The 23,463-nt window shown below is 58.8% G+C and carries 22 protein-coding genes; 14 read left to right on the top strand and 8 right to left on the bottom strand.

Annotated features, from left to right (window positions below; genetic code table 11):
- The first annotated feature begins 1 nt into the window (after position 1).
- The 5 genes from ACQ4MY_RS01440 (at position 2) to ACQ4MY_RS01420 (ending at position 5,066) form a co-directional block, all read left to right on the top strand.
- Positions 2–1,177 (top strand): alginate O-acetyltransferase, encoded by a 1,176-nt coding sequence (locus tag ACQ4MY_RS01440; protein WP_008077260.1) that lies wholly within the window; start codon positions 2–4, stop codon positions 1,175–1,177.
- Between the two features lie 14 nt (positions 1,178–1,191).
- Complete coding sequence (locus ACQ4MY_RS01435; RefSeq protein WP_105705573.1) at positions 1,192–1,848, top strand: alginate O-acetyltransferase AlgF; 657 nt, start codon at positions 1,192–1,194, stop codon at positions 1,846–1,848.
- A gap of 206 nt (positions 1,849–2,054) precedes the next feature.
- Positions 2,055–3,506 carry a mannose-1-phosphate guanylyltransferase/mannose-6-phosphate isomerase gene (locus ACQ4MY_RS01430; protein ID WP_008085232.1) on the top strand — a complete coding sequence of 484 codons (1,452 nt, stop codon included), beginning with the start codon at positions 2,055–2,057 and terminating at the stop codon, positions 3,504–3,506.
- A gap of 235 nt (positions 3,507–3,741) precedes the next feature.
- Positions 3,742–4,206 carry a multidrug transporter gene (locus ACQ4MY_RS01425; protein WP_440093334.1) on the top strand — a complete coding sequence of 155 codons (465 nt, stop codon included), beginning with the start codon at positions 3,742–3,744 and terminating at the stop codon, positions 4,204–4,206.
- 35 nt (positions 4,207–4,241) lie between these two features.
- Positions 4,242–5,066: an SDR family oxidoreductase gene (locus ACQ4MY_RS01420; RefSeq protein WP_440093332.1), complete on the top strand. Its 825-nt coding sequence runs from the start codon at positions 4,242–4,244 to the stop codon at positions 5,064–5,066.
- 14 nt (positions 5,067–5,080) lie between these two features.
- On the opposite strand, the gene ACQ4MY_RS01415 is transcribed toward ACQ4MY_RS01420, so the two are convergent.
- Positions 5,081–5,485, bottom strand: coding sequence for a DUF3592 domain-containing protein (locus ACQ4MY_RS01415; RefSeq protein WP_440093330.1), 405 nt, complete (start codon positions 5,483–5,485; stop codon positions 5,081–5,083).
- A gap of 260 nt (positions 5,486–5,745) precedes the next feature.
- Between ACQ4MY_RS01415 and ACQ4MY_RS01410 the strand changes: the two genes are divergently transcribed.
- Complete coding sequence (locus tag ACQ4MY_RS01410) at positions 5,746–6,768, top strand: sel1 repeat family protein (RefSeq protein ID WP_440093328.1); 1,023 nt, start codon at positions 5,746–5,748, stop codon at positions 6,766–6,768.
- Between the two features lie 149 nt (positions 6,769–6,917).
- Here the strand turns inward: ACQ4MY_RS01410 and ACQ4MY_RS01405 are convergent, their stop codons facing one another.
- Complete coding sequence (locus tag ACQ4MY_RS01405) at positions 6,918–7,799, bottom strand: LysR family transcriptional regulator (RefSeq protein ID WP_008085243.1); 882 nt, start codon at positions 7,797–7,799, stop codon at positions 6,918–6,920.
- A gap of 109 nt (positions 7,800–7,908) precedes the next feature.
- On the opposite strand from ACQ4MY_RS01405, the gene ACQ4MY_RS01400 reads away from it, so the two are divergent.
- The 3 genes from ACQ4MY_RS01400 to ACQ4MY_RS01390 all read left to right on the top strand — a co-directional run bounded on the left by ACQ4MY_RS01400 (position 7,909) and on the right by ACQ4MY_RS01390 (position 11,138).
- Positions 7,909–9,279: a DHA2 family efflux MFS transporter permease subunit gene (locus ACQ4MY_RS01400; protein WP_440093327.1), complete on the top strand. Its 1,371-nt coding sequence runs from the start codon at positions 7,909–7,911 to the stop codon at positions 9,277–9,279.
- The gene (locus tag ACQ4MY_RS01395; protein ID WP_008085247.1) at positions 9,276–9,674 is read left to right on the top strand and encodes a DUF4440 domain-containing protein; all 399 of its coding nucleotides are present in this window, start codon (positions 9,276–9,278) and stop codon (positions 9,672–9,674) included. Before ACQ4MY_RS01400 ends, ACQ4MY_RS01395 begins: the two co-directional genes overlap by 4 nt.
- A gap of 171 nt (positions 9,675–9,845) precedes the next feature.
- Positions 9,846–11,138 (top strand): hypothetical protein, encoded by a 1,293-nt coding sequence (locus tag ACQ4MY_RS01390; RefSeq protein WP_440093325.1) that lies wholly within the window; start codon positions 9,846–9,848, stop codon positions 11,136–11,138.
- 52 nt (positions 11,139–11,190) lie between these two features.
- On the opposite strand, the gene ACQ4MY_RS01385 is transcribed toward ACQ4MY_RS01390, so the two are convergent.
- The 4 genes from ACQ4MY_RS01385 to ACQ4MY_RS01370 all read right to left on the bottom strand — a co-directional run bounded on the left by ACQ4MY_RS01385 (position 11,191) and on the right by ACQ4MY_RS01370 (position 16,182).
- Entirely contained in the window at positions 11,191–12,051 is an 861-nt protein-coding gene (locus ACQ4MY_RS01385) for an efflux RND transporter periplasmic adaptor subunit (RefSeq protein ID WP_440093323.1), read from the bottom strand.
- 10 nt (positions 12,052–12,061) lie between these two features.
- Positions 12,062–12,262, bottom strand: coding sequence for a DUF1656 domain-containing protein (locus ACQ4MY_RS01380; protein WP_007914106.1), 201 nt, complete (start codon positions 12,260–12,262; stop codon positions 12,062–12,064).
- Positions 12,252–14,444, bottom strand: a complete 2,193-nt coding sequence (locus tag ACQ4MY_RS01375; protein WP_440093321.1) for an FUSC family protein — start codon at positions 14,442–14,444, stop codon at positions 12,252–12,254. Before ACQ4MY_RS01375 ends, ACQ4MY_RS01380 begins: the two co-directional genes overlap by 11 nt.
- 238 nt (positions 14,445–14,682) lie before the next feature.
- Positions 14,683–16,182, bottom strand: coding sequence for an efflux transporter outer membrane subunit (locus ACQ4MY_RS01370; protein ID WP_440093319.1), 1,500 nt, complete (start codon positions 16,180–16,182; stop codon positions 14,683–14,685).
- Positions 16,183–16,447: 265 nt separating this feature from the next.
- Between ACQ4MY_RS01370 and ACQ4MY_RS01365 the strand changes: the two genes are divergently transcribed.
- Together ACQ4MY_RS01365 and ACQ4MY_RS01360 are read left to right on the top strand one after the other, a co-directional pair.
- Positions 16,448–17,416, top strand: a complete 969-nt coding sequence (locus ACQ4MY_RS01365) for a LysR family transcriptional regulator (protein ID WP_008088899.1) — start codon at positions 16,448–16,450, stop codon at positions 17,414–17,416.
- Between the two features lie 380 nt (positions 17,417–17,796).
- A complete protein-coding gene (locus ACQ4MY_RS01360; RefSeq protein WP_440093318.1) occupies positions 17,797–18,171 on the top strand; it encodes a DUF6124 family protein in 375 nt (124 codons plus the stop codon).
- Between the two features lie 91 nt (positions 18,172–18,262).
- On the opposite strand, the gene ACQ4MY_RS01355 is transcribed toward ACQ4MY_RS01360, so the two are convergent.
- Entirely contained in the window at positions 18,263–18,751 is a 489-nt protein-coding gene (locus ACQ4MY_RS01355; protein ID WP_440093316.1) for a hypothetical protein, read from the bottom strand.
- Positions 18,752–19,634: 883 nt separating this feature from the next.
- Here ACQ4MY_RS01355 and ACQ4MY_RS01350 point away from each other — a divergent pair.
- Both ACQ4MY_RS01350 and ACQ4MY_RS01345 read left to right on the top strand, forming a co-directional pair.
- A complete protein-coding gene (locus ACQ4MY_RS01350; RefSeq protein WP_440093314.1) occupies positions 19,635–20,609 on the top strand; it encodes a 2-hydroxyacid dehydrogenase in 975 nt (324 codons plus the stop codon).
- 148 nt (positions 20,610–20,757) lie between these two features.
- Positions 20,758–21,267, top strand: a complete 510-nt coding sequence (locus tag ACQ4MY_RS01345; RefSeq protein WP_008087801.1) for a DUF2165 family protein — start codon at positions 20,758–20,760, stop codon at positions 21,265–21,267.
- A gap of 19 nt (positions 21,268–21,286) precedes the next feature.
- Here the strand turns inward: ACQ4MY_RS01345 and ACQ4MY_RS01340 are convergent, their stop codons facing one another.
- Entirely contained in the window at positions 21,287–22,189 is a 903-nt protein-coding gene (locus tag ACQ4MY_RS01340) for a DMT family transporter (protein ID WP_008087799.1), read from the bottom strand.
- A 284-nt stretch (positions 22,190–22,473) separates the two neighbouring features.
- Between ACQ4MY_RS01340 and ACQ4MY_RS01335 the strand changes: the two genes are divergently transcribed.
- Complete coding sequence (locus tag ACQ4MY_RS01335; RefSeq protein WP_440093312.1) at positions 22,474–23,349, top strand: helix-turn-helix domain-containing protein; 876 nt, start codon at positions 22,474–22,476, stop codon at positions 23,347–23,349.
- The last annotated feature ends 114 nt before the right edge of the window (positions 23,350–23,463 follow it).

Genomic DNA, 23,463 nt, shown 5'->3' with positions numbered 1-23,463 from the left:
CATGACCCGCTCATTACGCATCTTCTACATCGCCCTGTTCCTGGTGACCCTGTTGGTCTTGGGTCTGTGGTCGGTTCGCAGTTTCTTCGGCTTCAGCACCAATGCCGAGGCAACGGTGCTCAACGGCCGCTGGACCAAGGCTGTGGAAACGCACTACGACGATGAATTCCCGATCAAGCGTCTGGGCACCAATCTCTGGGCCGCGCTGGATTTCAAACTGTTCAACGAAGGTCGTCCGGGCGTGGTGCTCGGTCGCGATCAGTGGTTGTACAGCGATGAAGAATTCAACCCGATCGTCAACGAAGAGCTGAACCTGCAAGGCAACTACGCGCTGGTTGAAGGCGTGCGCCAGACCCTGAAAGCGAAAGGCGTGAAACTGGTGATGGCGATCGTGCCGGCCAAGGTTCGTCTGTACCCGGAGCATCTGGGGGAAGTGAAACCGGCGAGCATTCACGAAAATCTCTATCAGGATTTCCATGCTCGTGTAGCCGCCGACAAGATCCTCGCCCCTGACCTGCTCAAGCCGTTCCAGCAGGCCAAGCAAAGTGGTCAGCAAGTGTTCCTGCGCACCGACACGCACTGGACGCCGGAAGGCGCCGAGATCGCTGCCAACACGCTGGCGAAAACCATCGCCGACAAGTTCCCGCTCAGCGGCGAGCCGCAACGCTTCGTCACCACACCGGCCGAGAAGGTCACGCACAAGGGCGATCTGCGCTTGTTCCTGCCGCTCGATCCGCTTTTTGAAAACCTGATGCCTGCGCAAGAGCCGCTGCAAAAGCGCAACACCGTCGCGGCTGGCGATCAGCCTGCCGGTGACGACGCGCTGTTCGCCAGCAATGAAGTGCCGGTGGCACTGGTCGGCACCAGCTACAGCGCCAACCCTAACTGGAACTTCGTCGGTGCGCTGAAACAAGCGCTGCACAGCGACGTGGTGAGCTACGCCGAAGACGGCCACGGCCCGATCCTGCCGATGCTCAGCTACCTGAAAAGCGATGACTTCAAGAACAGCCCGCCACAGGTGCTGATCTGGGAGTTTCCTGAACGATATCTGCCTGTGAACAACGAAATCGGCGACGCCGACCCGCAGTGGGTCGCAGAGCTTAAACAAGCCGGCGCGCGCCAACAAAACGTAGCAATCAACACTAAATCCGAGACGCCCGATCGGGCGCAAAACTGAAAGAGAGGTACACCATGACTTTCACTACTACTCCTCGTCGTCTCGCAAAACGCATTGCACTGGTTGCAGGTCTGAGCGTGCTGTCGGTTCAAGCTTTCGCCGGTGGTGACGCCGCACTTTATGGCCCGACTGCACCGAAAGGCTCGTCCTTCGTGCGCGTCTATAACGCCAGCAACGCTGAAGTCAGCGCCACCGTCGGCAGCACCAACCTGAGCGACGTTGCGCCACTGGCCAGCAGCGACTTCAGCTTCATGCCGGGCGGTGATTACAGCGCCAAAGTCGGCAGCCAGACCCTGCCGGTGAAACTCGCCGGTGACCACTACTACACCCTGGTCAACAACGCTTCCGGCGCGCCGCAACTGATTGAAGAGCCGCCGTTCAAGAACAAGCAGAAATCCCTGGTGCGCGTGCAGAACCTCAGCGACAAACCGCTGACCCTGAAGACCGCCGACGGCAAGACCGACGTGGTGCCGAACGTCGCCGCCAAAGGCCGTGGCGAACGTGAAATCAACCCGGTGAAAGTCAGCCTGGCGCTGTACGAAGGTGACAAGAAAGTCGGCGACGTAAAACCGGTCGCCCTTGAGCGCGGCGAAGCTGCGGTGCTGTACGTCACCGGCAGCGGCAGCAGCCTGTCGCCAGTCTGGGTAAAACGCCCGGTATCGACTCGCTAACCCATTTCCCGAGGAGACGCTGATCCGTGTAGGAGCTGTCGAGTGAAACGAGGCTGCGATCTTTTGATTTTTCTCAGGATCAAGATCAACAGATCGCAGCCTTCGGCAGCTCCTACATGTGACCGCCTCTCGGTACGAAACAAAAACAAGAGTGAAACGACACAGCGTTCGTGCCTCTAACCAATCGATTTTATGGAGTAAACAATATGATTCCGGTGATCTTGTCAGGTGGTAGCGGTTCACGTCTTTGGCCGCTTTCGCGTAAGCAGTTCCCTAAGCAATTCCTCGCCCTGACCGGCGAACACACCCTGTTCCAGCAGACCCTCGAGCGCTTGGTGTTCGAAGGCATGGACACCCCGATCGTGGTCTGCAACAAGGATCACCGCTTCATCGTCAACGAGCAGTTGGCCAATCGTAAGCTGGAATGCCAGCGCATCCTGATGGAACCGTTCGGCCGCAACACCGCGCCGGCCGTGGCGCTGACTGCAATGATGCTGGTCAATGAAGGTCGCGACGAACTGATGCTGGTGCTGCCGGCCGACCACGTGCTGGAAGACCAGAAAGCCCTGCAACGCGCCCTCGCCCTGGCCACCGTCGCTGCGGAAAACGGCGAAATGGTGTTGTTCGGCGTGCCGGCGACCAAACCGGAAACCGGTTACGGCTACATCAAGTCCACCGGCGATTCGCTGCTGCCCGAAGGCGTCAGCCGCGTCTCGCACTTCGTCGAGAAACCAGACGTCAAACGCGCCACCGAGTACGTTGCGTCCGGCGGTTACTACTGGAACAGCGGCATGTTCCTGTTCCGCGCCAGCCGCTTCCTCGAAGAACTGAAAAAGCACGACCCGGACATCTACGACACCTGCCTGCTGACCCTTGAGCGCAGCGAGCAGGACAACGACACCGTGACCTTCGACGAAGCCACGTTCGCCTGCTGCCCGGACAACTCCATCGACTACTCCGTCATGGAAAAAACCCAGCGCGCCTGCGTGGTGCCGCTGACCGCTGGCTGGAGCGATGTCGGTTGCTGGTCGTCGCTGTGGGAAGTCAACGAGAAAGACGCCAACGGCAACGTCACCAAAGGCGACGTGGTCATCCAGGACAGCAAGAACTGCATGATCCATGGCAACGGCAAACTGGTGTCGGTGATCGGTCTGGAAAACATCGTCGTGGTCGAAACCAAAGACGCCATGATGATTGCCCACAAAGACAAGGTTCAGGGCGTCAAGCAAATGGTCAACACGCTCAACGAGCAGGGCCGCAGCGAAACCCAGAACCACTGCGAGGTTTATCGTCCGTGGGGTTCGTACGACTCGGTGGACATGGGCGGGCGTTTCCAGGTCAAGCACATCTCGGTAAAACCGGGCGCGTGCCTGTCGCTGCAGATGCACCACCACCGCGCCGAACACTGGATCGTGGTCAGCGGCACCGCTGAAGTGACCTGCGATGAAAACGTGTTCCTGCTCTGCGAAAACCAGTCAACCTACATCCCGATCGCCTCGGTGCACCGCCTGCGCAACCCGGGCAAGATCCCGCTGGAAATCATCGAAGTTCAGTCGGGCTCGTACCTGGGTGAAGACGATATCGAACGCTTCGAAGATATCTACGGCCGCTCCACCCCGATCGAGCGTGGCGTGTCGGTGAAAACCATCGCGCAGTGATCGATCTGCAATAAGAAGCCCCCGTCCAGCCCGCTGCGTCCCCTATCCGCAGTGGGTTGGGCGGGGGCTTTTTTTTTAGAAGCGAAAGATCGCAGCCTGCGGCAGCTCCTACAGGGCAAACGCGTTCCAACTGTAGGAGCTGCCGCAGGCTGCGATCTTTTGACTTTGTCCTTCCCATCGCCAACCTCACCTACGCTTAGGTAGGATGACCCTCTCTCTCCTAGAGGTTGTACACATGTTCATCGGCATCTTGCTGGTCATCACCTGGCTGATCCTGTTGCTGCGCTATCCGGCCAAAGCCTTGCCGGTGTCAGTGGCAGCCGCTATCGGCCTCGGTCTGGTAGCGATGTGGGTGGTGTGGCTGGACAACCGCGAGATCAAGCAACTGGCGCGCCTCGAGTTGCGCATCAGCTACGCGCCGGAGCAATGCCCGGCGGATCGCCCATTGCAGTTGAAGATGAACAACGGCAATACCGTTCCACTGACCGAACTGCGCTGGCGCATTGCAGCCTATGCGCCGGGTGACACGGTCAACCTCGCTGACAACCAGTACACCGCTCCACGCTACCGCGGCCCCGGCGAACTACAGGCCGGCGGCAGTTGGGAAGACTGCTTGCCACTGCCGCCGCTGCGCCCCGGCTATCGTCCGCAAACCCTGGAGTTTCGCGCCGAGCGATTGCAGGGTAGTTTCTCCGACTGATCCCAACCCCTCATTTTTTGCACAAGGAATGCGCCATGCCCGTCGCGTTGATTACCGGTTGTTCCAGCGGCATCGGTCGCGCCCTCGCCGATGCGTTCAAAGCCGCCGGTTTCGAAGTCTGGGCCAGTGCGCGCAAGACCGAGGACGTGGCTGCGCTCAGCGCTGCCGGTTTCACCGCGGTGCAGCTGGACGTCAATGACCAAGCCGCTCTGCAACAACTCGCCGAGCAAATCAATCAGCAACACGGCGGCCTCGATGTGCTGATCAACAACGCCGGTTATGGTGCCATGGGGCCGTTGCTCGACGGCGGTGTGCCGGCCATGCAGCGGCAGTTCGAAACCAATGTGTTTTCGATTGTCGGCGTGACACGTGCGCTGTTCCCGGTGCTGCGCCGGGCCAAAGGTCTGGTGGTGAACATCGGCAGTGTCTCGGGCATTCTGGTCACTCCGTTTGCCGGTGCGTATTGCGCCTCGAAAGCGGCGGTGCATGCCTTGAGCGACGCCCTGCGCATGGAGTTGGCACCGTTCGGCGTTCGGCTGATGGAGGTGCAACCGGGTGCCATTCAGTCAAGCTTCGCCAAGAATGCCGGGCACGAGGCTGAACAATTGATCAATGAACAATCGCCGTGGTTCCCCCTGCGTGAGGGCATCCGCGCACGGGCCAAGGCCTCGCAGGACAATCCGACGCCGGCCAGCGAGTTTGCCGCGGTATTGTTGAAAGCCGTACAGCAAAACCAACCGCCTCGACTGATTCGCATCGGCAACGGCAGCCGGGCGTTGCCGCTGCTCGCGGCGTTGCTGCCCAAGGGGTTGCTGGAGAAGACGCTGATGAAGCGCTTCGGCTTGAATCGTCAGATCTGAGCCTGGGAAAACCCTCAATCCTCCCAGGCGAACTGGATCCCCAAAACACTCAACAGTGCAAAGATGATCAATGACAGAAACAATCCAAGTCCAAAGAACGTGCCAGCGATGATTTCGCGGGGGTTGGCAGGGTTATAGAACACACTTACCGTGTCTCCCGCTTTGGCACCGGAGAACTCATCTCTGAATTCATGAATGACCGGTGTGCCGTCCGCCGTGACAAAGGCAACCGTTCGGGTAGTGGTGTAACTATGGCCGCTGCCGACATTCGTCATCTTTGAGCTTGAGGTGCTCAAGACTTGCGCCGGAGCCTTGAGGCCCCTGATTCTCAGATCAAAAAAATCGTAGCCCTGATAAACAGCGCCGACGGTACTGAGCAGCGCCATCAATGCGAAGATAAATCCCGCGATGTACTTCATCCGCTTGCTCCTTGCAGGCTGGAAAGGGCCGGCAATATAACGATCCTGCCCTGTGCCAACAACCCGATCCGCGCCATGACGGTTGTGCAGCCAGGCGCATTCAGTAAAATGCGCGCACTTGAGACCTTCGCGGCGTTTGTGCCCGGCTCATGCAGCATGGAATCGCTGGCGTAACACTGAAGCACGGATTGCTTGACCCTCCTGCCCTCCCTTGCCCGTTCCATGCGACTTTTACTCAATCGCAGATCAGGGAATATCCATTGAAAGTTTTCAACGTGCTGCCACTGGCATTGGTTGCTTTGCTGGCAGGTTGCAGCGCTACGTCCGACCAGTCCTCGCCGAAACAGTCATCGCTCAACGACACGCTGCCCAAGCTGACCTTGCAAAGTGTGCTGCCGACGCCAACCAGCAATGAACACTGCAATGCACAAATGGACAGCGACATCCTCTTTGGTCTTGGTTTTCAACTGTACGAAGATCAGGAATGGGATTCGGCCAAAAGCTGCCTGGAACTGGCCGCGCCGAAACACCCTCGCGCTTTCTGCTATCTCTCGATCATTGCCGGCCAGGACGAAAGCAAATCCGCGGAGCAACGCAGCACCGACGCCTTCAACTACATGGCCTATTCGGCAACACAGAACGACTGGTGCGCTGAATACGGTCTGTACCAGGTCTACCAATACGGCGGCGATGGCGTGAAGGCGGATCCTGCACTGGCCAGCCGTTGGCTGGAGCGTTCTTCGCTGCACGGCTACCCTGAAGCGCAAAAGGAACTGATCAGCCAGTACGAAGCCCAAGGCAACCTGGCCGCCGCTTATGCCTGGACGAAAATCCTCGCCAAGTCTGATGACACCACCGCGACCGATGCGCTGAAAGCCAAGATGAGCGCTGCGCAAATCGCCGAAGGCGACAAGCTGTTCAACGAGCTAGGCACTCAGGTCACGAGCAAGAAAGCCATGTTTGCCGAAGCCCGTGAAGAAGACGTCGGCCGCTACTCCGCCGAGATCTATAAAGACTACCCGGACACCTTCAAAGGCTTGTCGTCGACTGAGCGTTATGACTACGTGAAACAGTCCATGTACAAAGCCATTGACCTGCCGTTCACCAAAAGCCGTGGCCATGTACTGAGTTACATCGTGGTGAATCGCGCCGCTCAGCTGAAAAAACCGGACGCCAATATCGCCAATGACAAGCGCATCGTCGCCCTCATGGAAGATGACGAGTTATCGGTCAATGAAACCATCGAGCAAGCGCTGGTGGTCGTGAACAAGTACTACAAGTAAAGCGTGCGTGGCCCCACAGGCCATGTGCTGCCTTCGCGGGCAAGCCTTGCTCCTACAGGTTTTGCGTTATTCCCTGATACCTCGAATAACACCGAACCCTGTAGGAGCAAGGCTTGCCCGCGAAGAGGCCAGCCCCTCACCACAAACCTTCACCCCCAGCCCTTCATGAAATCAATGAACGCGCGCACCTTCAGCGGCAAATGCCGTGTGTCCGGATACAACGCATACACCCCTTGCTGAGCAAACCGGTAATCCGCCAACAAGCGCTGCAAGCGTCCGGCGTCCAGATCATCCTGAATCAACCATTGCGGCAAAATCGCCACGCCTTGCCCGGTTAACGCAAACGCCCGCAACGTCGCCGAGTTGTCCGCGACGATGGCCGTGGTGCCCGGTTTTGGCTGGTAAAAATGCTCGGTGCCAAAGGGATCGGCCACGGTCATTTCCGGCACCCGCCCATGGCCCAATGTCGGCATTGATTCCAATACGGCCAGCGTGGCAACCGGTGCAAAACGCTCAACCAGACTCGGCGCGGCCACCGCGAATACCTCGAATGTCGACAACTGCACCGCACGCAAATTGGAGTCGTGCATGCGCCCCAGACGAATCGCCATGTCGAACCGTTCGGAGATCAGATCGGCATGGGTCGAGGACGTCGACAGGTGAATATTCAACTGCGGTTGCTGCTGACGAAACACCTCCAGCGCCGGCACCACCTGGGCCAATGCAAACTCCACCGTGGTGGTGATGCGCAACGTACCCTTGAGCTGTGAATGCTCCGAACGGGCTTCCTCGATCGCCAATCGTGCTTCGTCCAACGTACGCAGACAGCGTCGATAAAAACGCTCGCCGGCGTCGGTCAGCGCCAGTTGCCGGGTATTACGGGTGAGCAAGGTAACGCCCAATTCTTCCTCCAGCCGCTTGAGGTTGAAGCTCACCACCGCCCGCGTCTGGCCCAAAGTGTCGGCGGCAGCGGTCAACGAACCGGCCTCAACCACCGCTTTGAATGTGTCGAAACGGTCGAGACTGACCATGTTCACGGCACTCCTTGTCAAAATAATTTTGACAAACTAGCAGGCAAACCAGCGTTTTCCTATGGCCTGAAGCGCCCTACCCTGCACGCCTCATCACAGGGAAGCTGCCATGGCTTATCGCTCAAAAGTCGCGCTGGTGTATTTGTTGGGGTTCGCCCTCGACTTGCTGAACATGTTTGTCGCCAGCATTGCCTACCCCGACATCGCCCAACAACTGCACGCCTCGGTGACCGAACTGGCGTGGATCACCAACGCCTACATGCTGGGCCTGACGCTGATCATTCCCCTGAGCGTGTGGCTGGCGGCGCGGGTTGGTGAACGACGGCTGATTCTTGCCTCGCTGCTGTTATTCGCGATTGGCTCGGCGCTGGTGGCGCAGGCGGGATCGATCGAGAGCCTGATCGGCTGGCGGCTGTTGCAAGGGATTGGGGGTGGGCTGTTGCTGCCAGTGGGTCAAGCGCTGGCCTATCGAGAGTTTCCGCCGACGCAGCGCGCGCATTTCACCGGTGTGGTGTTGCTGGTGGCGCTGATGGTGCCTGCATTATCGCCAGCGGCGGGTGGATTGATCGTCCAGGCGTTGTCGTGGCGGTGGATTTTCTACCTGAATTTACCGGTGACGCTGCTCGCGTTTGGCCTGGGTCTGTTCTGGCTGAAAGCCGATCAGCCTTCGAGTGAACGCCCGACGCTGGATGCGCGCGGCTTGCTATTGGCGGCGACTGCGCTGAGTTTGTTGTTGATCGCCGTCAGCATGCTGAGCGAAACAGACACCCGCATCCTCGGTCTTTTCGTCCTCGTGCTCAGCGTCCTGACCCTGTGCATTTATCTGCGTGACGGCTGGCGTAAACCCAACGCCATTCTCGATCTGCAACTGATCAAGAATCCGTCTTTGCGCCTGGCGATGCTGATCTACCTGTGCGTGCCCGGTGTCTTCACCGGCACCCACATGATCGCCGTGTTGTACCTGCACATCCTTGGCTTAGGCGCAGCGCAAATCGGGGCGTTGATGCTGCCATGGGCAGTGGGTTCGGGCGTGGCGATCATGCTCGGCAAACGCGTCTTCAACCGCCTCGGCCCCAAACCGTTGCTGAGCGCCGGCATGCTTTTGCAATGCCTCGGTATCGTCTTGCTGATGCGCATCGAACAACCCGCCAGCACGCCGCTGATCATCGCCTACGCCCTGATGGGCCTGGGCGGCAGCTTGTGCAGCGTCACTGCGCAGACCCTCGCGTTTGTCGGTATCACGCCAGAAAAAATGGGCCACTCCAGTGCGCTGTGGAATATCAATCGTCAGCTTGGTTTTTGCCTCGGCGCGGCGTTGCTCAGCTCCTTGTTGGGGGCTTTGGGTGGTGAGGGTTTTCGCTACTGCTTCCTCGCTGCCGCGCTGCTCACGTTGCTGCCGATGGTCAGCGTGCTGCGCTTCGACTCAACCACCGTGCTCGCCCTGCTGGCGCCTAATCCCCTGAAGGAAAAATCCATATGACCGACTACAGCGAATACTTTGAAGAAGTGATTCAGGCACATGAGGCCATCGAACGATGGTTTGCCGTGGAGGGAGACGACGCTGAACTGGAGCGACTGCTAGCGCGGTTTTCGCCTGAGTTCTCCATGATTTCGCCGCTGGGCCGGATGCTGAATTTCGAGGCGTTGAGCGCTCTGTTTCGGATGGCTGGAGGTAAGAAACCCGGGTTCAGGATTGAGCTCAGTGAACTGCGCGCGATTGCGCTGCACGAACGCGGGGCGACGGTGAGTTACCGAGAGCAGCAAACCGATGCAAGCGGGTCGTATACAGATCGGCGCTCGACGGTGGTTTTTGAAAAACACCCATCCGGGCGAGTGATCTGGCGACACTTGCAGGAGACGCTCTGCCAGGGCTGAAGCCGTCGGTCGCTACCTGTTACTTCTGACAGTAGACGTATCGAAAACATCAGCCGTAGTCTTTCAGAACAAGCACCCACAGTTTCCTGCGCAGTATCGAATGAATGGTGTCGTGAATGCCTTGTACCCCACGTTCAAAACACCACATCAATCGACAACGGCGGACAACTGATGACGCTTTCACATCCCAAGGCGAACCGGTCACCCGGCACGCCAGATCCAGCATTCGGCGACGAAGACAGCATTGCCTACCTGAGTAAATTACTGGATGACGATCCAGCATTCCAAGTGCTAGCCCTGTTCATGGGACTCAGTAGTGATCTACAAGGCAAGACGATCTTCAGTGCCTACGTGCATCACGAAGAACAGTACAAATATGTCATTGGACGCACCGACAGCGACGGCACTCTCGATCGGACGTTCGCCAACAATGGCATTTTATTGGGAAGCTTCAATTCCGGGGCGGCGTGTTCCGGCGGCAAGTTGGTGGTGCAGCAAAGCGAACCTGGACTTATCTACATGCAGGGCTGGACGGAAGGCCCTTCAGGTTGGGCTGATCTGGCGATTACGTGCGTCGATAAGCACGGTCAACCCAACCCCTCCTTTGGCAACAACGGCAGCGTTGTCATCGCAACGCCCGTGTACGAGGAACTGCTGACAAACTCCTGTACCTTGCAGATTCAGCCAGATGGCAAGCTGTTGGTCACCGCCAACTACTTACTGCGCCACAATGAGTTGCAGCTGACAACGGGCGTGGTTTTTCGTCTTCTATCAAATGGAGAACCTGACACGGGGTTCAATGGCAATGGTCGCTGGGAACTGAAAATACCTGATCCCCATGCCGCGACGGCCATCAATGGCTGCCTTTCTCAGGGTGGCAATGTGGTCATTGCTGGCCATGTCCGTGCCCAGCCTGCGCACAACGTCGCGACGCTGGTACGGCTAAAGCACAACGGTGAGGTTGACAGGGATTTTGCCGATTCGTCAGGTTTTCACTTCGTGGATCTGCCCGATCATGGCTCAGTGTTCAATACCGTAATCGAAAGAGCCGACCATAGCTTGATCGCTGCGGGCGAAGCCTTTACCCGAGGTGCTCCTCACCAGTTGGGCCTGCTGGTTGCGCTGACGCCCAATGGCAGCCCCCATCTCATGTTCAACCAGGGCAAACCGCTGCTGACCCAGTTCGATGCCGAGCGTGAAAATCATTGGAGCTGTGCACTGGTACAACCCGATAACAAAATTGTGGTTGCTGCTGCTTTTTGGTGGCCATTGCTTGCCCGCTTCAATGTGGACGGGAGCCTGGACACCACCTTCAACAGCACCGGCTACACCCCTGCGGACTTCACAATAAAAAGCGCGCCGGTTCAACTGGTCTCCCGTCAGGACGGGCGAATCATTGTCAGCGCCAACATCACCGGGGTTAATCCTGAGGGCATCGGCGTCATGAAATGTTTCCTCATCTGAACCCGTCGCACCGTTGCCCCCCGCCTATTAAAGGTGGGGGGAACTCAGAGGATTACTCCACTCCCTGACTTACCACCACCGTACACGTGATCCCCGCCGCCAAGAGCACGCCCTCCGGCACTTCATCAATATGAATCCGCACTGGCACGCGCTGGGCCAGGCGTACCCAGTTGAACGTCGGGTTCACATCGGCGATCAACTCACGGCTTTCCGGGTTGTCGCGGTCGTAGATGCCACGGGAAATACTTTCCACGTGGCCCTTGAGCACTTCGCCGCTCATCAACTGCATATCGGCCTTGTCGCCGACTTTCACGTGGGGCAGTTTGGTCTCTTCGAAGAAGCCGTAAACCCAGAACGAGTTCATGTCGACCACGGCCATTTTCGCTTCGCCGATGCGCGCGTAGTCACCGCGATGCACGTTGAGGTTGGTCACATAACCGTCGACCGCCGCGCGCACTTCGGTGCGTTTGAGGTTGAGTTCGGCAGCGTCCAGTTGCGCCTGCGCGTGTTGGTAATCGGCGAGTGCAGCGTCAGCGATGTTGCTGGCGTCGTCGCGGTTTTCCTTGGAGATCACCAGGTTGTCGAGGTCGGCGCGGCGGTGGGCGTTGACCTTGCGCATCTCCCAGGTCGACTTGCGCGAAGCGACCAGCGATTGTGCTTGTTTGACCGCGATGCGGTAATGCTCGGGGTCGATCTGCATGAGCAAATCGCCCTTCTTCACCAGTTGGTTGTCACGCACCGGCACGTCGATCACTTCGCCGGTGACGTCGGCGGCGACGTTGATGATGTCGGCACGCACGCGGCCGTCGCGGGTCCACGGCGTGTTCATGTAGTGCTCCCACAACGTGCGGCCGATCCACAGCGCCAGGGCCAGCACCAGCAGGGTCGCGAGCAGGCTGAAAAACTTTTTCATCGGGACGTTCTCAACGGTAGACAGTCAGCGCCATGGCGCCGAACAGACAGGTAAACAGACTCAGACGCAGCAGCGCCGGGTGCCAGAAAAAACGGTACAGGTCGAACCCGGACAGGAACCGATCCACCGCCCAGGCCAATGCCGCAGCGATGAAAAACATCAGGGTCATGGTCGGCATGTACACGCCGTGGAAGGCGATTTCACGAGGCATGGGCAAGTCCTTCGGGCTTGGCGATGGCGTAGGCAGCGAGCGGTGATTGCGGGTCGAGCAACGAGGTGCGGATGAAGTGCAGATAGCTCTTCACCCGGCGCAATGCGGAGGTGTCGAAGTGCGGCGCGAACGGCTCATCGGTGGCTGCGACACGGCTGATTGCATGGTCGACCGCGACCAGTGCGCGTTCAAGATTGCTGGTGTTCGGTTGCAGAAACAGTCGCACCAGCGCGCGGCCCATCACGCGGATCGCCTGCCGCCACGGCTGCGATTCGGCATAGGCCGGGTGCACCGGCAAAATCGCCTGTTCCTTGCGTAACTCGATGATCGCGTGGCCGACTTCGAGCACCACGAACATCCAGCGCAGCAGGTTCTTTTGCACCTTCGGCTCACCAGCGGCGAGACCGTAGGCCTGATGCAGCAAATCGCGGGTACGACTCTCGAAGCTCGAGGCCAGACCTTTGAGTTTGCCGCTGATCGCGTAAACCACTTGGCCGCGCAGATCCTGCTCCAGACGTTTCCACAGCCAGCGACTGTTCGGCGGCAGAATAATCGCCCCCGCAGCGGCACAGACCAACATGCCCATGACCATGGCGATGTAGTCGTTGATGAAGGTATACGGGTTGTAAATGGTCAGGTTGTCCGGCACCGAACCAGTACTGAAGAAGATCAGCAGACCGAGGCCGACACCGGCGTATTGCGGCCGCGATGTGAGGAACGAGCCGAGCACGATCACCGGCGCGAGCATCACGCACAACAGAGGGAAACCGTCGATCCACGGGAAGATGAAAAACATCTCGACGAAGCCGATCAGGGCACCGAGGAAGGTGCCGCAGGCCATTTGGAACGCCATGCGTTTCGGGTTTGGCGTGGCCGCCGAAAGGCCCACGGTGGCGGCGGCGATCAGAGTCATGGTTGCGCCGCTTGGCCATGCGGTGGCGACCCAGTAGCTGCCGAGCACCACCAGAATGAACGAGGCGCGAATGCCCGAAGCCGCTGCCGCCCACCAGTTGGTTTGCGGGGTGAACGGCTCGTCCCAGCGCTCGCGTTCGTGACGGTGATCGGCCAAGGAAGCGTGGGTCTGTGCATAACTGTGCAGGTCGTCGACGAAGCGATAAAGCAGCTCGTACGCGGTGTGGAAATCCAGTTGTTCGGCTTCACTGGGGTCGGTGTCTTGAAAGATCGCGCGCAAGGTTCGCACGCGTGTCGGCAAACCTTCTTTGTAGGTTGCCAGCGCCGTTGCCAAACGGGCGGCATCGGGGCTGGTCAGGGCGCGGCCGCTGAAGCCGTCGAGCACTTCGGCGAGATCCTGCAGGCCGGGTCTGATCGCCGCGACCACATGTTCTTCGCCGTTGACGCGCAGGCGTTCGAGCAACTGATGTAAGGCATTAAAGCGCGTGGTGATGCCCATGAATTCGCTGTTCAAACGGCTCAGGCGACCGTTGCGTCGGCGCATGTGCGGGTCTTCGAAAACCGTCACGCTGCGCAAGCCTTCGAGGCCCACGGCTTCGGCGATAAAGCGCACGTTGCTCGCTTCGAAAGACTCGGCTTTGCTGCGTCCGCGCAGGCCATCGGTGACGAACAATGCGAACACGCCGAAGCGCTGATACAAGGCGTTGCGCATGGCAGCACTGGCGGTTTGCGGCAGGATCGCGGCGCTGATCACGGTCGCGCAAAGGATTCCCAGCGAGATCTCCAGCACTCGCCACACGGCAGCCATGAATGCGCCGTCCGGGTGCGCCAGCGCGGGCAAACCGACCATCGCGGCGGTGTAACCGGCAAGGACAAAACCGTAGGCGCGGAAGTTGCGGCAACGCGCGGCACCGGCCGAGCAGATGCCGACCCAGATCGCCAATGAGCCGAGAAACAATTCAGTGTTTTGCGCGAATAACGCGATCAGCGTGACCATCATCGCCGACCCGGCCAATGTGCCGAGGAAGCGATAGAAACTTTTGGCGAACACCTGGCCGCTCTGCGGCTGCATGACGATGAACACGGTGATCATCGCCGTGCGCGGTTGCGGCAGTTCCAGGCGCATGGCCAGCCATAGCGTCAGGAATGCGGCGAGCAACACCTTGAAAATGTAGACCCAGGTCACGCCATCGCTGCGCGCCCAGTCGAAAAATCCACGGCGCCATTCCAGGGAGTAGAGCCAGCGCAGCGGTGCGGGCAAGGGAGTCATTAAATCCTGCTCAATGATCGAGAATTGAAGAATTTGCTACGGCGTACACAGCCCCTGTGGCGAGGGAATTTATCCCCGTTGGGCTGCGAAGCGGCCGCAAAACCTGTGACCCGATTCCCACAGTCACACCGCATGCACTGGCTTTGCGACGGCTGCGCCGCCGAACGGGGATAAATCCCCTCGCCACAGGGTTTGGGGTCAACTCCAAAGGAGGAAATTCCCAGCAGAGATTTTGGGTTCACCGCAGCAGTGCCGGGGTTTTCGGGGCCTGAGTTTTCTCGGCCGTCGGTACGTCGTTGCCGGCACCAAGGCCCCCGCCCAACGCAGTCACCAGTTCGGCATGCGCACTGAGGCGCGCCGCCTGCACCTGCTGCTGCACTTGCTGCTGCTTGAACAGCAACGTCTGCGCATTGAGCACGTTGAGGTAATCGGTAAGCCCACGCTGATAAGCAATCATCGCGATGTCGTAAGTCTTCTGCGCCGTGGCCACCGACTCGGCGGCAAAGCCTTGCTGCTTGTCCATCGATTCGCGGCGGATCAACTGGTCGGAAATGTTCTTCAGCGCATTCACCAGCGTCTGGTTGTAATGCGCCACGGCGATGTCGTAACCGGCGGAGGCTTCACCGAGTTCGGCACGCAAACGCCCACCGTCAAAGATCGGCAGCGAGATCGCCGGGCCGACGTTGTAGTTGAGTTTCTTGCCGGTCAAAAACTCCAGCGCGCCACCGCCGGTGGCCATGTAACCGAGGCTGCCGACCAGATCGACATTGGGATAAAACCCGGCATGCGCCACCTCGATCCCGCGCGCCTGCGCCGCCACCTGCCAGCGACTGGCGACCACATCCGGCCGCTGACCGAGCAATTCGGCGGGCAATGCCGACGGCAATTTCAGTGCGGCGCCTAGGGACAAGGTCGGACGCTGCAACTGCGCACCCTCCCCCGGCCCTTTCCCCGCCAGCGCTGCAAGTTGATTACGACTGAGGGCGATCTCTTCATCCAGCGCATCGATTTGCCGATGGGTTTCCGGCAACGGTGTTTCGGCCTGACTGACTTCGAAATGCGTGCCGATCCCTCCGTTCAAACGCTTCTGCGCCAGATCAAGAATCTGTTGCTGCTGCTTGAGCGTCGCCGCGACGATGTCGCGCTGGGCGTAATGCAGCGACAGTTCGATGTAGGCGCGGACGATGTTGTTCTGCAATTCCAGCTGCGCCAGTCGCGCTTCGGCCGCGCTCATGTGCGCCAGATCCACCGCGCGCTCGCTGCTGTTGCTTTCGCGGCCCCAGAGGTCGAGGGCGTAGCTGAAACCCAGCGCGGCGTTGTTATCCCAGGTCGTGGTGTTGGCCAGATCGCCGGGGCCGTAGAACTGATCGGTCGGCCAGTTGTGGCGTTTTAACGTCGACTCGCCATTGATCTGCAACGACTCGGCCGCCTCAGCGACACCGGCCATGGCTTTCGCCTGGCGCACTCGCGCAGCGGCCATGGCCATGCTCGGGCTGCCTTGCACGGCGAGGTCGATCCAGCGATTGAGTTGCGGGTCGCCGTAGGCTTGCCACCATTGCGCGGTGGGCCAGTTGGCGTCACGGGCAGCGTGGGCGATGGCGTCGTCGGTGGCCAGTGAATTGGCCTCCAACGCCTTGCCCTGCGGGGCAATTCCGTCAGTTGAGATGCAGCCGCTGAGACCCAGGGTAAAAGCCAGAACACTGAGCGGCAAAAGCGCTCTGTTGATGCGACGCGGCACAGCTGCGAATTCCTGAGAAGAGGGGACATGTAGGAGCTGCCGAAGGCTGCGATCTTTTGATCTTGATTCCCTTAAAACAAAATCAAAAGATCGCAGCCTGCGGCAGCTCCTACAGGGATCGGCGCAATTCTATGGAAGGCCCTGTGCGGCGATAAGCTGGGATTTCTGTGAATCTTTGTTACGGTTAACGAGATAATCCCTTGGTCGGGGGTCTCAGCCCCCGAAACTTCGTGTCACAATTTGCCATCTCCCTTGAGAGCACCCCATGGACACTTTGCAAAACATGCGCGCCTTCAGTTGCGTCGCCGAAGCCGGCAGCTTCACCGCCGCCGCCGTGCAACTCGACACCACCACCGCCAACGTCTCGCGCGCGGTCTCCAACCTGGAAGCCCATCTGCAAACCCGCTTGCTCAACCGCACCACCCGGCGCATCGCCCTCACCGAGGCGGGCAAACGTTACCTGCTGCGCTGCGAACAGATCCTCGCCTACGTCGAAGAAGCCGAAGCCGAAGCCAGCGACGCCCACGCGCGCCCGGCCGGGCAATTGAAAGTGCACACCATGACCGGCATCGGCCAGCACTTCGTCATCGACGCCATCGCCCGCTACCGCAAGACCCACCCCGACGTGACCTTCGACCTGACCCTGGCCAACCGCGTGCCGGATCTGCTCGACGAGGGCTACGACGTGTCGATCGTGCTCGCCAGCGAACTGCCCGATTCCGGTTTTGTTTCGCAGCGACTGGGCATCACCTACAGCATCGTCTGCGCCTCCCCGGCCTACGTGAAAGCCAACGGCGCCGCGCAAAAACCCAGCGACTTGCTCAACCACGCTTGCCTGCGTCTGGTCAGCCCGGTGATCCCTTTGGAAAAATGGGCGTTCGACGGCCCGGAAGGTCAGGAAGTGGTCACCATCAACAGCTCACCGTTTCTGGTGAACTCCGCCGACGCGATGAAAACCGCGATCATCAGCGGCATGGGCCTGGGTGTGCTGCCGGTGTATGCGGCGATTGAAGGCTTGCGCAACGGCACGCTGGTGCGGGTGATGCCGAACTACCGCTCGCAGGAATTGAACCTGTATGCGATCTACCCGTCGCGGCAATATCTGGATGCGAAGATCAAAACGTGGGTCGAATACCTGCGCGGGTCGTTGCCAGAAATCCTCGCCGCGCACCAAGCCGAACTGGCCGCCTACGAACTCAGCGGCACCCTCGCCGGCGCCCGAGTCGCCAACTGACGTTTAAACACCCCACGCCCCTGTAGGAGCTGCCGCAGGCTGCGATCTTTTGATCTTGCCGTTTAAAAATCAAAAGATCGCAGCCTACGGCAGCTCCTACAGATTGAGGATTTCGCGGATGTTTCCGACAGGTCGCGTCGGTTGTCTGTCGGAAGTGAGGTGGATAGGCTTTGGGTGTCGCTGACGAATCAGCGACCGGGCTTGGTCGCTCGGGTTTAGAATGGCGCACTTTTCAAGCTTGCTTAATGGCGAGCCGTGCGTGGGAGAGCTTCGGCTCTGCCGGGTTTCCATTCCCTGGTCGACCAACCCGCGTACGGTTCGCCACCCTATTGCTTGGTCGCAGTGCTTGGCGAACTCCACTTCCCGAATGGAGCTTCACCATGATCAAACCAACACCGAATCCCCCGGAACTCGAAGACACAACCCCCTACGAATTCCCCGGTTCAAAAAGATTCCACGAAGCCGCCGAACGCGCCCTCGACCACTACCTCAAACCCAACGCACTCACCCTGCGCTTCCACAAACCCAGCACCATGTTCCAGGTCGCCCCCAATCAGGACAACGAAAGCCTGCTGGTCCACGCCTGCGAATCACTGGCACAAGCCAGCCTCATGACCAGCGACATCGCCGCCTACATCGAACTCCCGCAGCGAAGAACGATTCTGGCGATCCAGCAAATCATCATGCTCGCCGAACTGGCCGTGAATCGCGCGCTGGATAACCACGAAATATCCCAAACCCCAGCCCACAACTGATTCCCCTGTGGGAGCGAGCCTGCTCGCGAAGACGTCAGCACATTCAACATTTACGGTGTCTGACACTCCGCTATCGCGAGCAGGCTCAATCCTACAATTGATCACCATCAGGGTTAGTCTCGTATTCCAAGCCTGCAACACCTCTGAACCCGCCATGATCTTTGCGTGTAGTTGACGTACTGCCTTCGAACAATAGTTCAAAACCACCGTCAAACGTCCCCTTGGCAATATCAAAGTTCACGTCAACGTATCCAGTTCCATGCAGCGCAGAATAAGGTTTAAAGCTATGCCCACCGCCTACCTTTTCATTGATTGAATAGATCATGTGAGAAACCTTTCCACCTTTTACAAATGGATGCCTTCCATTTTCAATATCCAAGCTGAAGTAGAGACTAAGATCCAGCCACTTAGTCGGACTAAGTTCCTGCTTTGCACTCAGCACCACCAGTTTATTGACCCTACCTACTATGAATTTTACGACTTTCCCGGAAAACGGTGCAAAGTCACCTATTAGCGCATTTCCGGTACCTTGTACCGCCGACCGGGGATGATCCTTTGTAAAAAACTCGTCATGCTCCATGTTTTAACCCTTCCAAGAAATTTAATTGGCCCTACCATTAACAGAAGTCTTCCTTCTCTTCGGGCAATTAACACCTGATATAAATGACAGTTTTTAAGTACGAGTTGCGATAAAAAATTGGAAAACCGAGTCAAACCTTTTGCAACCTCACAGAAAATGATCGGCTGTCATACCGCTTTCGCGAGCAGGCTCGCTCCCACAGTTGGATTGGGGCGATCGACAGGACGATAGTCGGCTGCCAGGCCGCCATCGCTGGCAAGCCAGGCTCCCACAGGGGTTGAGTACAATTGAGAGATATTGGTAGGCCGGCAGGACGTCATCGCGAGCAGGCTCACTCCTACAGTTGGATTGAGTACATCTGGCAGGAATTGGTCGGCTGTCAGGCCGCTATCGCGAGCAAGCTCTGCTCCTACAAAAGCACAAGCAAGATCAAAGGATCGCAGCCTGCGGCAGCTCCTACACAGGATGAGCGCAAGCTCGACAAAGCTCTTGATCTTGATCCATGAGCGACGTCGGAAGGCTGAGTGGAGGGATTGATCCGGGGGTGGGAGCGCAGCGACCGTTTGGCGCAGCCAAACACAGCGAGAGGAGGTGCAGCGAAGCAAACCGTAGGCGCTGCCCCCGGATCGATACCGGAGCGAAGGAACCCCGAGCCCCAGCGAGCGGGCCGAACGCAGGAGCAAAGCCTTTTCGGTTACCTTTTCGGCGTTTGGAAAAGGTGACTCGCCGTAAGGGCGAAACCCTAAGCCGCCATCACCCAAAAAACGGATATACACCCAAAACCCCAAGAACATGGTCGGCCCAAAGGCCGCCAAGCCCCCCGAGACAATCAAAGCGAGAAAATGTTAGCTTGCTTGCAATCAAGCCCGTCGAGCCCTCAGCAATGAAAAAGACTGTCCTGGCCTTCAGCCGCATCACCCCGCCAATGATCGAACGCCTGCAACAAGAGTTCGACGTCATCGTCCCCAACCCAAAAACCGGCGACATCAACGCCCAATTCAACGAAGCCCTGCCCCACGCCCACGGCCTCATCGGCGTCGGCCGCAAACTCGGCCAGGCCCAACTCGAAACCGCGAGCAAACTCGAAGTCGTCTCCAGCGTCTCCGTCGGCTACGACAACTACGACCTCGACTACTTCAACCAACGCGGCATCATGCTCACCAACACCCCCGACGTCCTCACCGAAAGCACTGCGGACCTCGCCTTCGCCCTGATCATGAGCAGCGCCCGCCGCGTCGCCGAACTCGACGCCTGGACCAAGGCCGGCCAATGGCAAGCCAGCGTCGGCGCCCCGCTGTTCGGCTCTGACGTTCACGGCAAAACCCTCGGCATCGTCGGCATGGGCAACATCGGCGCCGCCATCGCCCGCCGTGGCCACCTCGGCTTCAACATGCCGATCATCTACAGCGGCAACAGCCGCAAGACCGAACTCGAGCAACAACTCGGCGCCCAATTTCGCAGCCTCGACCAACTGCTCGCCGAAGCCGATTTCGTCTGCCTGGTGGTGCCACTCAGCGACAAAACCCGCCACCTCATCAGCCACCGCGAACTGGCCCTGATGAAACCAAGTGCAATCCTCGTCAACATCTCCCGCGGCCCGGTCGTCGACGAACCCGCCCTGATCGAAGCCCTGCAAAACAACCGCATTCGCGGCGCCGGTCTGGACGTCTACGAAAAAGAACCGCTGGCCGAATCGCCACTGTTCCAACTGAAAAACGCCGTGACCCTGCCGCACATCGGCTCCGCAACCAACGAAACCCGCGAAGCCATGGCCAACCGCGCCCTCGCCAACCTGCGCAGCGCCCTGCTCGGTGAGCGCCCGCAAGACTTGGTGAACCCGCAAGTCTGGCGCGGATAAAAGAGCACGGGCAAGTGCGACATCGTACTTGCCCGTTCGTTATCGCTATACATAACTTGAAATCGAACAAGAGACAAAATCAAACAACAGCATTATAAGCTCTGCCCGGCTGCCGAATGATCGACAAGCGCTATGGAGAGCTAAAGCTGTGAACATCTTGAACACCGACAAACTTATCCGCTACAGCAAAGTGATACTGATGGCTTACATCAGTTTCTTTGGCCTGCTGGTGATCATCCACAACTTCACCGACTACAATGCAAACTACACCTACGTGGCTCACATCCTGAGCATGGACACCACCACGGCCAGTGAAAGCATCAAGTATCGAGCCATTGAGACGCCGATGATTCATCACCGGATCTACTGGTTCATCATCACCATGGAAGTCACCTACACCGTGCTCTGCCTGATTGGCACTTACCAGTTGCTGCGCCATATCAACGCACCCGCCGAGGTATTCCACGAGGCAAAAAAGTTCTCGATCATGGGCATACTTGCGGCAATCTTCATTTATTACGTCTGCCTGCAAACCGTGGGAGTGGAGTGGTTTGACATGGACACTTCGCAATCATGGAATGCCAAAGACTGGGCACGGCATATTGTCGATTTCATGTTCCCGGTGATGATTTACATCAGTTTGAAAGTCGAGCACTGAAGTTCAGCACTCGTTTATTTCAAGCCAACTTTCCCTGAACCGGCACCACCACTCTTTTCGGCTTACGAAACACCAGTACATTACCCAGCATCACTAACACCAGTCCCATCAGCGCCGGCGCTGTCCATTGATAACCTTCGGCAAACGCCGAGACGTTCAGCGCCACCACCGGGAACAACACCGTGCAGTAAGCCGCCCGCTCCGGGCCCATACGCCCGACCAGCGTCAGATAAGCAGTGAAGCCGATGACCGAACCCGGAATCACCAGATACAGCAGCGCACCGACGTAACGCGGTGACCAGTCCATGTCGAACGGGATGCCTTTGACCAGACACCACACCGACAACATCGCCGCGCCGTACGCCATGCCCCAGGCATTGGTGGTCAGTGGTTTGAGCCCGGCCTTCTGTTGCAGGCTCGAAAGCATGTTGCCCGCCGAGAAACACAAGGTGCCACACAGTGCCAAACCCAGCCCCAGAAGGGTTTGTGGACTGGCCTGATGCCCGGCCAACTCAGGCCAGAACAGCATGCCCAGGCCAAACAGCCCCAGCGCACCGCCCATCAGCACATTGCGCGCAATGCGCTGGCCAAAGAACACCCGTGCATTCAACGCGTTCCACAGCGTTGCGGTTGAAAACACCACCGCGACCAGACCGCTGGGGATCCATTGGCTGGCGGTCAAAAAGCACATGAAGTTCACACAAAACAGGCACAACCCCTGCGCCACGCAAATCAGATGCCCGCGCCGGTTCATCGGCTGCAGGCGACGGCTGAGCAACAGCAAGACGAACAGCACCAGCGCGGCGAGACCAAAGCGATAGACAATCGACACCGGAATGGCGACCACGCCCAGTTGCCATTTCAAGGCAATCCAGGTGGTGCCCCAGATCAGCACGGTCAGCAAATACAACGACAGATTCATGGTGCAAGCTCCTGGAGATAACGCCGAACGCTTTTCTGTGGCGAGCGAGCTTGCTCGCGCCGGGCTGCGAAGCGGCCCCAAGAATCTGGCTGCCTGCACATTGTTGTGAGCGCTGCGCACTCAGGCGGGAGCAATCTCCCTCGCTACAGGTTTTGCGTTGGATAGGGATTGAGCGTGATGCACCCAGCGTCGGCGCGCTTGCAGATTCTTGCGCTTTTGTCTGGCGGCAGGCTGGCAGCGCGGCGTCTACGGAGTAGGATGCAAGGCGTTGAAGAGAACCGATCATGGCCGCCATCGATACCCTGCAAGTCTTTCAAGCGCTTAACCGTTCGCCGAATGCACGCCTGGTGCACAGCGCCGAGCTCGGTGACGGCTTGTCTGCAGCCTTGTGGACCAACCACCACGACGCCCAGGAATACGAAGCGCCGAGCCATCACACCCTCTCGTGCTACATCGATGGCGGTACGGGCACGTTTCGTCGCGGCCAGCCAGGCAACAAGGGCGGGCCGGACAAACTGTGCATCCTGCCGGCTGATCACCAGTCCGGTTGGGTCATCAATGGCGATATCCGTCTGGCGCACCTGTATTTCAGCCCTGAACAATTTGCCCTTGGTTGCGTCACCTTGCTTGATCGCGAGCCACGGGAAATGCAGTTGCGCGAACAGACCTTTCTCGAAGACCCGCAGCAGGCGCAGCGCTTTCGGCATTTGCTGACCCTGAACTGGGAAGAGCCCGCCGAACGCTTGCTGACCAGCAGCCTGGCGCATGAACTGATCAGCCACACCTTGCTCAGCCAGGTCGGCGCGCGTCAGGGTCTGCGTCTGAAGGGTGGGCTGGCCGCGCATCAACGCCGGCAGTTGGTGGAGTTCATCGACAGTCAGCTGGCCGAGCCGATCAGCCTCGGGCAATTGGCGGGATTGTGTGCCTTATCGGAATACCACTTTGCGCGGATGTTCCGCGTGAGCTTCGGCCTGCCGCCGCACCAGTACCTGCTGGCGCGACGTTTGAGTCGCGCACGGGAATTGTTGCGCAACACTTCGCTACCGTTGGGAGAGATTGCGCTGGCCTGTGGGTTTGCCAGTGCCAGCCACTTTACCAATCGATTCAAGCAGGTGTTGGGCGGGACGCCGGGGGAGTATCGGCAGGCGTTCTTGCGGTAGAGCGGAATTCTTGTTGCCTGTCAGGGCCTCATCGCTGGCAAGCCAGCTCCCACAAATTCTTCAGTCGTTCACAAAGTTTGTGTTCGACCAATAACCTGTGGGAACTGGCTTGCC

This window comes from Pseudomonas sp. SM4, from assembly GCF_051913165.1.
GTDB lineage: Bacteria > Pseudomonadota > Gammaproteobacteria > Pseudomonadales > Pseudomonadaceae > Aquipseudomonas.
The sequence above is the reverse complement of the archived record's forward strand: the minus strand, read 5'-3'. Positions and strand labels throughout refer to the sequence as shown.